This is a genomic window from Huaxiibacter chinensis (assembly GCF_022171985.1).
Lineage (GTDB): Bacteria > Pseudomonadota > Gammaproteobacteria > Enterobacterales > Enterobacteriaceae > Enterobacter > Enterobacter chinensis_A.
This window is the reverse complement of record NZ_JAJVHF010000002.1, coordinates 608,230-620,206: the sequence shown is the minus strand read 5'-3', so window position 1 is coordinate 620,206 and position 11,977 is coordinate 608,230. Positions and strand designations below refer to the sequence as shown.

Annotated in this window: 15 protein-coding genes; 8 read left to right on the top strand and 7 right to left on the bottom strand. The window is 52.7% G+C overall.

The features are described from left to right. Positions 1-294: 294 nt before the first annotated feature. Complete coding sequence (gene gmhB, locus LZP96_RS08695) at positions 295-855, bottom strand: D-glycero-beta-D-manno-heptose 1,7-bisphosphate 7-phosphatase (RefSeq protein ID WP_064324930.1); 561 nt, start codon at positions 853-855, stop codon at positions 295-297. 186 nt (positions 856-1,041) lie between these two features. On the opposite strand from gmhB, the gene metN reads away from it, so the two are divergent. The 6 genes from metN to proS all read left to right on the top strand — a co-directional run bounded on the left by metN (position 1,042) and on the right by proS (position 6,622). Continuing rightward, the gene (metN, locus tag LZP96_RS08690) at positions 1,042-2,073 is read left to right on the top strand and encodes a methionine ABC transporter ATP-binding protein MetN (RefSeq protein ID WP_064324929.1); all 1,032 of its coding nucleotides are present in this window, start codon (positions 1,042-1,044) and stop codon (positions 2,071-2,073) included. Next, a complete protein-coding gene (locus LZP96_RS08685; protein ID WP_064324928.1) occupies positions 2,066-2,719 on the top strand; it encodes a methionine ABC transporter permease MetI in 654 nt (217 codons plus the stop codon). The genes metN and LZP96_RS08685 overlap by 8 nt, the downstream gene beginning before the upstream one ends. A gap of 40 nt (positions 2,720-2,759) precedes the next feature. After that, positions 2,760-3,575 (top strand): methionine ABC transporter substrate-binding lipoprotein MetQ, encoded by an 816-nt coding sequence (gene metQ, locus LZP96_RS08680; RefSeq protein WP_064324927.1) that lies wholly within the window; start codon positions 2,760-2,762, stop codon positions 3,573-3,575. A 107-nt stretch (positions 3,576-3,682) separates the two neighbouring features. After that, on the top strand, positions 3,683-4,087 hold the full coding sequence (rcsF, locus tag LZP96_RS08675; protein WP_064324926.1) for an envelope stress sensor lipoprotein RcsF: 405 nt from the start codon (positions 3,683-3,685) through the stop codon (positions 4,085-4,087). After that, positions 4,084-4,791, top strand: a complete 708-nt coding sequence (gene tsaA / locus LZP96_RS08670) for a tRNA (N6-threonylcarbamoyladenosine(37)-N6)-methyltransferase TrmO (RefSeq protein WP_064324925.1) — start codon at positions 4,084-4,086, stop codon at positions 4,789-4,791. Before rcsF ends, tsaA begins: the two co-directional genes overlap by 4 nt. 112 nt (positions 4,792-4,903) lie before the next feature. Further along, on the top strand, positions 4,904-6,622 hold the full coding sequence (gene proS / locus LZP96_RS08665; RefSeq protein WP_064324924.1) for a proline--tRNA ligase: 1,719 nt from the start codon (positions 4,904-4,906) through the stop codon (positions 6,620-6,622). Between the two features lie 109 nt (positions 6,623-6,731). Here the strand turns inward: proS and LZP96_RS08660 are convergent, their stop codons facing one another. The 4 genes from LZP96_RS08660 to LZP96_RS08645 form a co-directional block, all read right to left on the bottom strand. Then, positions 6,732-7,634 carry a hypothetical protein gene (locus LZP96_RS08660; protein ID WP_064324923.1) on the bottom strand — a complete coding sequence of 301 codons (903 nt, stop codon included), beginning with the start codon at positions 7,632-7,634 and terminating at the stop codon, positions 6,732-6,734. Positions 7,635-7,849: 215 nt separating this feature from the next. After that, positions 7,850-8,548: an envelope stress response activation lipoprotein NlpE gene (gene nlpE / locus LZP96_RS08655; protein WP_064324922.1), complete on the bottom strand. Its 699-nt coding sequence runs from the start codon at positions 8,546-8,548 to the stop codon at positions 7,850-7,852. A gap of 33 nt (positions 8,549-8,581) precedes the next feature. Continuing rightward, complete coding sequence (gene arfB / locus LZP96_RS08650) at positions 8,582-9,004, bottom strand: alternative ribosome rescue aminoacyl-tRNA hydrolase ArfB (protein WP_064324921.1); 423 nt, start codon at positions 9,002-9,004, stop codon at positions 8,582-8,584. After that, positions 9,001-9,546, bottom strand: coding sequence for a YaeQ family protein (locus LZP96_RS08645; protein ID WP_064324920.1), 546 nt, complete (start codon positions 9,544-9,546; stop codon positions 9,001-9,003). Before LZP96_RS08645 ends, arfB begins: the two co-directional genes overlap by 4 nt. A 199-nt stretch (positions 9,547-9,745) precedes the next feature. Here LZP96_RS08645 and LZP96_RS08640 point away from each other — a divergent pair, with 199 nt between their 5' ends. Both LZP96_RS08640 and rof read left to right on the top strand, forming a co-directional pair. Further along, positions 9,746-9,946 (top strand): YaeP family protein, encoded by a 201-nt coding sequence (locus LZP96_RS08640; protein ID WP_087892564.1) that lies wholly within the window; start codon positions 9,746-9,748, stop codon positions 9,944-9,946. After that, positions 9,933-10,193 (top strand): Rho-binding antiterminator, encoded by a 261-nt coding sequence (rof, locus tag LZP96_RS08635; protein WP_064324918.1) that lies wholly within the window; start codon positions 9,933-9,935, stop codon positions 10,191-10,193. Before LZP96_RS08640 ends, rof begins: the two co-directional genes overlap by 14 nt. 28 nt (positions 10,194-10,221) lie before the next feature. On the opposite strand, the gene tilS is transcribed toward rof, so the two are convergent. Both tilS and LZP96_RS08625 read right to left on the bottom strand, forming a co-directional pair. Beyond that, positions 10,222-11,508 (bottom strand): tRNA lysidine(34) synthetase TilS, encoded by a 1,287-nt coding sequence (gene tilS / locus LZP96_RS08630; protein ID WP_064328070.1) that lies wholly within the window; start codon positions 11,506-11,508, stop codon positions 10,222-10,224. Between the two features lie 54 nt (positions 11,509-11,562). Next, complete coding sequence (locus tag LZP96_RS08625) at positions 11,563-11,952, bottom strand: VOC family protein (protein ID WP_064324917.1); 390 nt, start codon at positions 11,950-11,952, stop codon at positions 11,563-11,565. Between the last annotated feature and the right edge of the window lie 25 nt (positions 11,953-11,977).

The following is an 11,977-nucleotide window of genomic DNA, read 5'->3' as shown; positions in this document are numbered from 1 at the left end:
ACGTTAGAATCCATGTCACTTTGAGTGCCCACACAGATTGTCTGATAAATTGTTAAAGAGCAGTGCAACGCGGCTTTCGCTCAGCGTTGCGAGGTGGCGTATATTACGCTTTCCTCTTTCAGAGTCAACCCTGAATTTCAGGATTTTTTCTCTTCAACCGAACCGGCTGTTTGTGTGAAGTGATTCACATCCGCCGTGTCGATGGAGGCGCATTATAGGGAGCTCTCCGGGAATGACAAGCGGAAAAATACATTTTTATTTCAACCGCTCATAATTTCGACATAACGCCTATTTTTACTGCTTTTTAAGTGCTTTTGGTAACTCAGCAAGGCTATTTATCACCCAATCCGCGGCATTCTCCGCTTCAGGCGTGACTGCTTTACCTGTACGCACCAGAACTTTAGTCCCCACACCTGCCGCTGCTGCGGCCTGCATATCTTCCAGTTTGTCGCCAACCATATAAGAAGAAGCCATATCAATGTCCAGGAACTCTTGCGCTGAGATAAACATTCCCGGGTGCGGTTTGCGGCAATCGCAGGTCTGGCGATACTCTTCTACGGTTCCTTGTGGATGGTGCGGACAATAATAGATACCATCCAGCTCAACACCACGGTCGGCCAACGACCAGTCCATCCATTCGGTGAGCGTCTCAAACTGCGCTTCGGTAAATTTACCCCGCGCGATGCCAGACTGATTCGTCACGACCACCAGGGCGTAGCCCATCTCTTTTAGTTCGCGCATGGCGTCAATAACACCCTCGATAAACTCGAACTCGTCTATCTCATGCACATAACCATGATCGACATTAATCGTGCCGTCACGATCGAGAAAAATTGCCGGTACTGACTTTGCCACTGGTTTACTCCTGAAAAAGGCTTGTCCTGTTAGTATCTCATGAAACGCAGTACAAGAAAGTGCTCATCGCGCAGAGTTGCATTGATTTAGACGTCTGGATGCCTTAACATCCATTTTGTTTACGGCAGACACCGTATCTGGCAGAACAAAATGCCACGGCTAACTAACATACGATAAAAATAATCAATGATTAAACTTTCGAATATCACCAAAGTGTTCCAGCAAGGGAACCGAACCATCCAGGCACTGAATAATGTCAGCCTGCATGTTCCGGCTGGACAAATTTATGGCGTGATTGGCGCGTCCGGTGCAGGGAAAAGTACCCTCATCCGCTGCGTTAATCTTCTTGAGCGCCCAACAGAAGGTACCGTTCAGGTTGGCGGCCAGGAACTGACTCAGCTTTCCGAATCTGCTCTGACCAAAGCGCGTCGTCAGATTGGCATGATTTTCCAGCATTTCAACCTGCTGGCTTCCCGCACCGTGTTTGGTAACGTCGCCCTTCCCTTAGAGCTGGATAACACGCCAAAAGAAGAGATAAAGCGTCGCGTGACCGAGCTGCTGGATCTGGTAGGCCTGGCCGATAAACATGACAGCTATCCGGCAAATCTGTCCGGGGGCCAGAAACAGCGCGTCGCCATCGCCCGCGCCCTGGCCAGCAATCCAAACGTTCTGCTTTGTGACGAAGCCACCAGCGCCCTCGACCCGGCCACGACACGCTCCATTCTGGAACTGTTGAAAGACATTAACCGCCGCCTGGGGTTAACCATTCTTCTTATTACCCATGAAATGGATGTCGTGAAACGCATCTGCGACTGTGTCGCCGTGATCAGCAACGGTGAGTTAATCGAGCAGGACACGGTAAGCGAAGTGTTCTCACACCCTAAGACACCGCTGGCACAACAGTTTATCCAGTCCACTTTGCATCTGGATATTCCCGAAGATTATCTGGCGCGCCTGAAAACAGCATCGACGCCGGAAAGCGTGCCGATGTTACGTATGGAGTTCACCGGGCAATCCGTGGATGCTCCGCTGCTTTCGGAAACGGCGCGTCGCTTCAACGTAAACAACAACATTATCAGCGCGCAGATGGATTACGCCGGTGGCGTGAAGTTCGGCATCATGCTGACTGAAATGCACGGCACTCAAGAAGAAACGCAGGCGGCTATTGCCTGGCTGCAGGAACACCACGTAAAAGTAGAGGTACTGGGTTATGTCTGAGCCAATGATGTGGCTACTGGTTCGCGGCGTATGGGAAACGCTGGCAATGACCTTCGTATCGGGCTTTTTTGGCTTTGTGATCGGTTTACCCGTTGGCGTTCTGCTTTATGTCACGCGCCCAGGGCAAATCATCGCCAATCCAAAGCTGTACCGCACGCTCTCAGCGCTGGTTAACATCTTCCGCTCGATTCCTTTCATTATACTGCTGGTATGGATGATTCCCTTTACGCGAGTGATTGTAGGAACATCTATTGGTCTGCAGGCAGCTATCGTGCCTTTGACCGTCGGTGCCGCCCCCTTTATCGCGCGTATGGTGGAGAACGCCTTACTGGAAATTCCAACCGGGCTGATTGAAGCCTCCCGAGCGATGGGCGCAACACCGATGCAGATCGTTCGCAAAGTGCTGTTGCCAGAAGCCTTACCGGGTCTGGTCAATGCGGCAACCATCACGCTTATCACACTGGTTGGCTATTCCGCTATGGGCGGTGCAGTCGGTGCAGGCGGTTTAGGTCAGATCGGCTACCAGTACGGCTATATTGGCTATAACGCTACCGTAATGAATACGGTTCTGGTATTGCTGGTTGTGCTGGTTTACCTCATTCAATTCTCAGGCGATCGTATCGTCCGGGCTGTGACTCACAAATAACGTTACACACAACACAAACTCGACGAGTTAAGGATAAAACATGGCGTTTAAATTAAAGACCTTTGCAGCGGTAGGCGCGCTGATCGGCTCTCTGGCTTTGGTGGGTTGCGGTCAGGACGAAAAAGATCCAAACCATATTAAAGTGGGCGTCATTGTGGGTGCAGAACAGCAAGTTGCTGAAGTGGCCCAGAAAGTGGCGAAAGAGAAGTATGGCCTGGACGTTGAGTTAGTCACTTTCAACGATTACGTGCTGCCAAACGAAGCGTTGAGCAAAGGCGATATTGACGCGAATGCCTTCCAGCATAAACCTTACCTGGATCAGCAGATCAAAGATCGCGGGTATAAGCTGGTTGCAGCCGGTAACACCTTCGTTTACCCAATCGCGGGCTACTCGAAAAAAATCAAATCACTCGAAGATTTGCAGCCAGGATCGCAGGTCGCTATCCCTAACGATCCAACCAACCTGGGTCGTTCCCTGCTGCTGCTGCAAAAAGTGGGTCTGATCAAACTGAAAGACGGTGTTGGCCTACTGCCGACCGTTCTTGATGTCACCGAAAACCCTAAAAACCTGAAACTGGTTGAGCTGGAAGCACCCCAGCTGCCACGTTCACTGGACGACGCGCAGATTGCCCTGGCGGTTATCAACACCACTTACGCCAGCCAGATCGGCCTGACCCCAGCGAAAGACGGTATCTTCGTTGAAGACAAAGACTCTCCTTACGTAAACCTGATCGTGACTCGCGAAGACAATAAAGACGCGGAAAACGTGAAGAAATTCGTGCAGGCTTATCAGTCTGACGAAGTTTTCCAGGAAGCCAATAAAGTGTTTAACGGCGGTGCGGTTAAAGGCTGGTAATCTAACCTTAACGCGATATCATTTAAGACGGGCAAACGCCCGTCTTGTCATTTGTGCGGGCAACTGATTCAATAGATGACAATTTGATTATTCATTGAGGAAATATTATGCGTGCTTTACCGATCTGTCTTGTAGCACTCATGCTGAGTGGCTGTTCAATGCTAAGCAGATCTCCTGTTGAACCTGTCAAAAGCACTGCAACGCCACCCAAGGTCGAGCCAGCAAAACCGAAAGCCCCGCGCCCTGCTCCGGTAAAAATTTATACCAATGCAGAGGATTTACTGGGTAAGACTTTCCGCGACTTGGGTGAAGTGTCTGGCGAATCGTGCCAGGCATCCAATCAGGACTCGCCACCGAATATTCCTACTGCACGTAAACGCCTGCAGATTAATGCCGCTAAAATGAAAGCGAATGCCGTCCTGCTGCACAGCTGTGAAGTCACCAGCGGTACGCCAGGCTGCTATCGTCAGGCCGTCTGTACAGGTAATGCCCTTAACGTCTCGGCAAAATGAGTGGCTTTCAGTTCGAGCAAATAGGTGTCATTCATTCGCCTTATAAAGAGAAGTTTGCCGTTCCGCGCCAGCCCGGGCTGGTGAAATGCGCAGGCGGTGAACTTCACTTAATTGCCCCTTACAATCAGGCCGATGCCGTTCGCGGTTTAGAGGCCTTTAGCCATCTTTGGGTAATTTTCGTGTTTCACCAAACGATGGAAGGCGGCTGGCGTCCCACCGTTCGCCCTCCCCGTCTTGGCGGAAATGCCAGAATGGGCGTCTTTGCCACCCGCTCCACCTTTCGTCCCAATCCGGTGGGAATGTCCCTTGTCGAACTCAAGGGAATACGTTGCCAGAAGGATCAGGTGATTCTGGAGCTGGGCGGCCTGGATCTGGTGCACGGCACGCCGGTGATTGATATCAAACCTTATTTACCCTTTGCCGAAGCGCTGCCGGATGCCCACGCCAGCTATGCCCAGCAGGCACCGCAGGCCGACATGCCCGTCTATTTTACTGACGGACTGTCTGGTGAGCTTCTTGAGCATGAAAAACGTTATCCTCATCTTCGGGCTTTTATCCGCGAGGTGCTGGCACAGGATCCGCGCCCGGCGTATCGGAAAGAGGAAGAAGCGGGTAAAACCTATGCCGTCTGGCTGCTGGATTTTAACGTTCGCTGGCGTGTCACCGAAGCGGGCTTTGAAGTGTTTGCGCTGGAAGTGCGCTAATTTTATTTTCCTCTCTTTTGGCATCTTTGCCACACTGGTAAACTAAACCACTTTTTTTGTGTCAGTCTGACGTTTCAGCCTGGTCCAATCGTCGAAATGGAACCGTAACAACATGCGTACTAGCCAATATCTGCTCTCCACTCTGAAGGAGACACCTGCCGACGCCGAAGTCATTAGCCACCAGCTAATGCTCCGCGCCGGGATGATCCGCAAGCTGGCCTCCGGGTTGTATACCTGGCTGCCGACCGGTTTGCGCGTCCTGAAAAAAGTCGAAAACATCGTGCGTGAAGAGATGAACAACGCCGGTGCCATCGAGGTGTCCATGCCTGTGGTTCAGCCTGCTGACCTGTGGATGGAAAGCGGTCGCTGGGAGCAGTACGGCCCGGAACTGCTGCGATTTGTCGATCGCGGCGAGCGTCCATTTGTTCTTGGCCCAACGCATGAAGAAGTCATCACCGACCTGATTCGTAACGAGCTGAACTCGTACAAGCAGTTACCGCTGAACTTCTTCCAGATCCAGACCAAGTTCCGTGATGAAGTGCGCCCGCGTTTCGGTGTCATGCGCTCGCGTGAATTCCTGATGAAAGATGCCTACTCCTTCCATACTTCTCAGGAGTCGCTGCAAGAGACGTACGACAAGATGTACGAGGCTTACAGCAAAATCTTCTCCCGCATGGGGCTGGATTTCCGCGCCGTGCAGGCTGACACCGGTTCTATCGGTGGTAGCGCGTCACATGAGTTCCAGGTACTGGCTCAGAGCGGTGAAGACGATGTGATCTTCTCCGATACCTCTGACTATGCTGCCAACATCGAGTTCGCTGAAGCCCTGGCGCCAAAAGCCCCTCGCGCCGCGGCGACCGAAGAGATGAAGCTGGTCGATACACCTAACGCGAAAACCATCGCCGAGCTGGTTGAGCAGTTCAACCTACCGGTTGAAAAAACGGTTAAAACCCTGCTGGTAAAATCCACCGAAGGCAGCGCATATCCCCTGGTTGCCCTGCTGGTGCGTGGCGATCATGAGCTAAACGAAGTGAAAGCAGAAAAGCTGCCGCAGGTGGCCAGCCCGCTGACATTTGCGACCGAGGCCGAAATTCGCGCCGTGGTGAATGCAGGTCCTGGCTCTCTGGGTCCAGTGAATCTGCCGGTGCCGGTAGTCGTTGACCGTACCGTTGCCGCAATGAGCGACTTCTCCGCGGGCGCGAATATCGAGGGTAAACACTACTTCGGCATTAACTGGGATCGCGATGTAGCGACCCCAGAAGTGGCTGACATTCGTAACGTGGTGGCAGGCGACCCAAGCCCGGATGGTCAGGGTACCCTGATGATCAAACGCGGTATCGAAGTGGGCCACATCTTCCAGTTGGGCGATAAGTACTCCCGCGCGCTGAACGCAGCCGTTCAGGGCGAAGATGGGCGCAACCAGACCCTGACCATGGGTTGCTACGGTATTGGTGTGACGCGTGTTGTTGCGGCGGCCATTGAGCAGAACCACGACGAGCGCGGCATCGTCTGGCCTGACAATATCGCACCGTTCCAGGTTGCGATCCTGCCGATGAACATGCACAAGTCTTACCGTGTGCAGGAATTAGCAGAGAAGCTTTACAGCGAACTGCGCGCGCAAGGTATTGAAGTGCTGATGGACGACCGTAAAGAACGTCCAGGCGTGATGTTTGCCGATATGGAATTGATCGGTATTCCACACACCGTGGTGATTGGCGATCGTAACCTCGACAGCGACGACATTGAGTATAAATACCGTCGCAGCGGCGAGAAGCAGATGATCAAGACCGGTGACATTCTCAATTACCTGGTTTCTGCTATCAAAGGTTAATAGTACAAAAGGCTCTGCTCCGGCAGAGCCTTTTTAATATGAAGAGTTACGAATAAATAAAACCAGCCTGCTACATCAACGTCCCGTCGTTAACCGCCCTTCACATCACTCACGAACCGCAGTTATTCAGAATCGCTTTCTGTTCGTCGTTAAAGTAATAAAACTTCACGCCGCTGTAAGTGTCACCCAAAGAGTCATTTGAAAAGGACACCCTGAAATCCATTGACTGAATAGCCGAACGGTCGAGGCGCGTCGGAAACTCAGTCATGGCGCTGTCGCTCCGGGGACGCGCTATTCTGCCATAACTGAGATAATACTGTGTTTTATCACTTGAATTTGAAGGAGTTGTGTATTCCATCACAACCGGTTGCGAACCCGTATTCTGCATCCAGTCGATACTGTCACCGGGCGAAAAGCCGTTCGTCACCGGCATAATCTCGACGCGTAATAATTTAAAGTTTCGGGTCGGCAAAAAAAGCGTGGTTCTAAGATCATCATTACTCAGGGTGGGGAACATGCCTGAATGGACGATAATATTATCGTTTGGATAAAATGATCGAATATCGTCATAGGCAGACATCCCATGGTTTACCGTAGGTTTCCAGCCGGAAGGGGCGTTTTGACACGGGTTTTTAGCTGTGCATACGGCTGGTGAAATATAGCTGGTCATGGCTCCGGAGGCGTCATTATCACGGAATGTGGGATCTTTGAATGTGCTGACATCCCGGCCAATTTCTTGCTTTTGCGTGGTGTAGTCGTAGCCATCGCTATTTTTATACAGTTTGGCGATATCTGCCCGCCCCGCCTGGTCTTCTGGAATATATATGACGTTATAGGCCATACCGGCAAAGTTAGACATTTCATCATCAATGGTGAATGAAATGGGGAAGAGAGCGTCAGTCTTTTTACATTTGCTCGCAAAGCTATATTTTGGCTCTGCATTCGCTGTATTGGTTAAAACCACGAGCGCGGATAAGAATATAACCGTGGTTTTTTTTAATGAAAACATCATTGTAAATGATTACATCCTTGCAATAGTCAATTTTACTCATGCAGGATAGCCAGGGTGTGGATTATTGAATATTGATATCTTCTTAAAAATGAATTCACTATTTTGCCAGGCTGCCGTTGCCAGCGGCGAGACAGGTCAGAGGGACAGTAAGACCGCGCCCAACCCTCAAGAATGGAGAGAGTTGGGCGCGACCCTTCAGGGAACTTGCACAAGAGCTATTTGCTGGTGCAATCTTTCCCGGCATGGAACGTCGGACTCTTATCCGCCACGAGGGTTTTTACGGCCTCCCCGCTGTCCGGATTGGGTTCAAGCGTGAAATGCCCGTCTACCGTCAGCAACACCGGTTTGCTGTCCGTGCCACGCGCAACCGCATAGTCACGCTCCAGCTGCGCATTGTTGGCTACACTCACCTTCTGGCCCGTGGCACAGTCGGTGAAGGTCGCGGCGTCCGCCATATAGAAATACATGCCCCGCATCGCCATTGGTGTGGCTGGCAACGCCGCGTTTACCGGGGCCAGGGTGTAGTTGAACTGCGACTCAATGGGGTTCCCTTCACGATCGAGCATTTCCATCCCCTCGCCTTTCGCGCGGAAATAGGTTTTCTCACCCTCGGTGTCGGTCAGCACCAGCTTCTCCGCCGTGCGCGCCCACTTTCCGTAGGTGGCAAAGGAAGAAGGCTCTTTTGCGCCCTGGTAACGCTGGTTCATGACCCAGGTGCCGTCTTTTTCAAGATACAGCGTTGTTTCAATACCTTCGCAATCGGCACAGGGCAAAACGCCGCGCCAGCTTTGCTGCATGGGTTTTAACGCTTCGGTTTGCGTGGGTTGCAGGATCTGCGTTTCGGTGCGGTTGTTACACCCAATCAGGACAAAAAGCGTACTCGCTGCCATGAGGGACAATATCGCTGTTTTCACTATAAATTCCTTATGAGATGGATTTCCTGCACGTCAGTCATGAGACTGACGCACTTTTCCGCGAAGTGCTTTCACTGACGATTTTTGCGACTTTGAAGACAACCGGCGCTCTTTCGAGGCACGCGTAGGCCGGGTTGCCCGTCGGCTTTTCTGCACGGCGGTTAATTCCTGAATCATCGCGACAAGCCTTGAAATTGCGGCCTCCCGGTTTAATTCCTGGCTGCGGTACTCCTGCGCCTTAATCACGATCGTGCCGTCGCTGGTGATCAGGTGATGGCTGGCGGCCAGCAGCGTTTCTTTATAATACTCTGGCAGGCTGGAGGCCCGGATGTCAAAGCGCAAATGGATCGCGGTTGAGGCCTTGTTGACATGCTGCCCACCCGCGCCCTGCGCCCGGATGGCCGTAATCTCCAGCTCATTGTCCGGAATGCTGACGGTTCGGGACAGGACAATCATGAACGCGATTGCCAGGCAGTCAGATGGATTTCCAGATTATTCTGGGAATCCGATAACCAGATTGCTCCGTCCTGGATAGTTGCCTGCAGCACCATCGTACGGCCGGCAAAGGCACTGAGCTGTGCCAGCTGTTCGTCATCCAGATACCAGACAGACAGGTTAGCGTACTGCGCACATTTATTCTTCGACTGCTGCCACCAGATTTCGGCCGCGCGCTGGTTATACGTAAAGAGGGCCACTTCAGCGGACTGCGTACAGGCTTTTTTGATACGACGTTCATCCGGCAGGCCTAATTCAATCCATAAATCGATGCCCATATGATCGTTATGCAGCCAGGCTTCCGGCTCGTCCTCCGCGCTCAGACCGCGGGAGAACTGGAGGCGTTCATTAGCATATTTTATCCATGCCAGCAGACGCAGCATCATCCGTTCCTGCGTCTCAGAGGGGTGCCGCGCCAGCGTCAATGACGTGTCGAGAAACTGGTTACGGTCAAGGTCAGCGACGTTGACGACCGCTTTGTAAATTGTCGCTTTCAGCGCCATGGTAAAACTCCATTCGAATAATGGCGCTCATTGTAGCGAAATAATGGACAAAAGGCTGTCGTAAGGTGCGGAATCGCCTCATCATCAAGGCGCTGATATTGCTCGAATGACTATGGTATAGTCACCTTGCTAAACCGAGTTTATCTTCGTAGGCTTAATGTTATCTCACAGTAACGTCAGTGCGCTGGCAGGAGGGGATGTGAATAATTATTGTGAGCTCATTCGCAAACGATATGCGGAAATTGCCAGCGGAGACCTGGGTTATATCCCGGATGCGTTGGGCTGTGTATTAAAAGTACTTAATGAAATGGCTTCGGATGATAGCCTTTCAGAATCGGTCAGGGAAAAAGCAGCGTATGCTGCTGCGAATTTACTGGTGAGCGATTATGTCAATGAATGATACCTATCAACCCATCAACTGTGATGACTATGACAACCTCGAACTTGCGTGTCAGAACCATCTGGTCCTGGCGCTGACGTTGAAAGACGGCGAGGTGCTGAAGGCAAAAGCCAGCGATCTGGTCTCGCGTAAGAACGTTGAATACCTGGTCGTTGACGATGCCGGCGCGACGCGAGAACTTCGCCTGGATAAAATCGCCAGCTTTAGCCATCCTGACATCGGCACCGTTGTGGTGAGCGAGTCCTGAGGATTACTACGGGCAGCCTGGCTGCCCGTTAAGTGCGCCACGCAAATTTCACCCCGTCTTCTGTCCATCCTTCCTGCGTGATAAACACGTCAGCCGCCGCAATCAGCGTCTCGCCATAGAACAGCAGTGGAGTCGTATCACGCCGCCAGGGTGGGATATCCAGCTCCTGCCAGATTTTCTTCAGTTTGCGGCCCCCCTGACGCCCCACAATATGCAGCATTCCCCGGGCAATAAACCGCACCGTCACCTCTTCATTCTTGCGCGGTAAACGCACGTGCCCCTTCCCTGCCAGGGAAACCATGCCCGCCCCCGCAGGTAACGGCAAAGGCTCATCCGGCATTGTCCAGGCAAGCGTCACATCTGCAAGGGAAGGCTGAGATTTGATCCACCACAGCTGGCTTTTATATCGTCTGACCTCAAAGCCATTCAGATGCAGACACGGCGTAGCATCCTCGCGAGCCTGAGCCACCTCCTCCCAGATCCGGTGCAACATGGCACGGGATGGCATCACCGCATTCTGCTGTGCCAGCCAGCGCCGGAGTAACGCCGCACGTCGGACCGGACTCATTCCCTGAAGCGGGTGGATAGACAGCGCGCCCTCTGCCGACGTCAGCCCGGCAAGCTCTTCACTGAGCAATTCATCGAGCAGGCTCTCCTGCTCGGCGCAGAGCAAGGCGCTTCTTGCCGTGGCTTCGGTAAAGTGGGGCCAGCGCGCAGAAAGGACGGGCAAGACGCGCAAACGCAAAAAGTTGCGGTCAAAACGATCGTCCCGATTACTTTCATCCTCGATCCAGCGTAGGCCGTGTGTCTGCGCCCAGGCCTCCAGGGACGCACGCGTTTGAGAAAGCAGGGGACGAATAAGCTGTGTGCCGGCAAACTCCGCCCGCGCGGGCATGGCGGATAATCCTGCCGGGCCGCTGCCTCGCTTGAGCGCCAGCAAAAACGTTTCACATTGATCGTCAAGATGCTGCGCGGTCACCATAGCCTCATTGGGCTGAAGCGCGTTTGCAAAAGCAGCATAGCGAGCACGGCGAGCCTGCGCTTCCGTTCCTGAACCATCGTCAATCAGCACGACGCGCTCCACCACCAGCGGGATATGCCATTCGGCGCAAAGCGCTTCACAATGGCGCACCCAGTCGTCGGCAAAGGGGCTTAAACCATGATGTACATGAATGGCCCGCAGCTGAACGTCAGGTTCGGTCTGCCGCCATAACATCAGGCGATGGAGGAGGACCGTTGAATCCAGCCCACCACTCAATCCCACCAGCAAGTGGCGGTAAGGAGAAACAGCTTGAGCAAGGTTCTGTGAAGTCATGAGAAAAGTGAAAAAATGCCCGAAACAGGCGGGCATTATCACACAGGATGAAGATTACTGCTGGTAAAGCTCCAGCGGCAATCCGTCCGGATCGCTGAAAAAGGTAAAGCGCTTGCCGGTAAAGGGATCGATACGAATCTCTTCGCACGTCACGCCGTTCGCTTCCAGATGAGCCACCGCGTTGTCGAGATCGTCCACGCTAAAGGCAAGATGGCGCAGGCCGCAGGCTTCAGGACGAGAAGGACGCGCAGGCGGGAAAGGAAAAGAAAACAGCTCAATGACATACTGCCCGTTCAGCGCGAGATCGCCCTTCCAGGAGTCGCGCTCGGCGCGATAGGCCTCACTCATTAAGGTGAAGCCAAGAATGTCGCAATAGAACGCCTTGCTCCTGGCATAGTCGGTCGCAATGATCGCAATATGATGAACCTGTTTTAAACCCAGCATAGCTTCTCCTTTTTATGATCCCTGA

Coding starts and splice junctions, on each gene's coding strand:
- metN (WP_064324929.1), top strand. CDS start 1,042: ATGATTAAACTTTCGAATATCACCAAAGTGTTCCAGCAAGGGAACCGA.
- LZP96_RS08685 (WP_064324928.1), top strand. CDS start 2,066: ATGTCTGAGCCAATGATGTGGCTACTGGTTCGCGGCGTATGGGAAACG.
- metQ (WP_064324927.1), top strand. CDS start 2,760: ATGGCGTTTAAATTAAAGACCTTTGCAGCGGTAGGCGCGCTGATCGGC.
- rcsF (WP_064324926.1), top strand. CDS start 3,683: ATGCGTGCTTTACCGATCTGTCTTGTAGCACTCATGCTGAGTGGCTGT.
- tsaA (WP_064324925.1), top strand. CDS start 4,084: ATGAGTGGCTTTCAGTTCGAGCAAATAGGTGTCATTCATTCGCCTTAT.
- proS (WP_064324924.1), top strand. CDS start 4,904: ATGCGTACTAGCCAATATCTGCTCTCCACTCTGAAGGAGACACCTGCC.
- LZP96_RS08660 (WP_064324923.1), bottom strand. CDS start 7,634: ATGATGTTTTCATTAAAAAAAACCACGGTTATATTCTTATCCGCGCTC.
- arfB (WP_064324921.1), bottom strand. CDS start 9,004: ATGATTGTCCTGTCCCGAACCGTCAGCATTCCGGACAATGAGCTGGAG.
- LZP96_RS08645 (WP_064324920.1), bottom strand. CDS start 9,546: ATGGCGCTGAAAGCGACAATTTACAAAGCGGTCGTCAACGTCGCTGAC.
- rof (WP_064324918.1), top strand. CDS start 9,933: ATGTCAATGAATGATACCTATCAACCCATCAACTGTGATGACTATGAC.
- tilS (WP_064328070.1), bottom strand. CDS start 11,508: ATGACTTCACAGAACCTTGCTCAAGCTGTTTCTCCTTACCGCCACTTG.
- LZP96_RS08625 (WP_064324917.1), bottom strand. CDS start 11,952: ATGCTGGGTTTAAAACAGGTTCATCATATTGCGATCATTGCGACCGAC.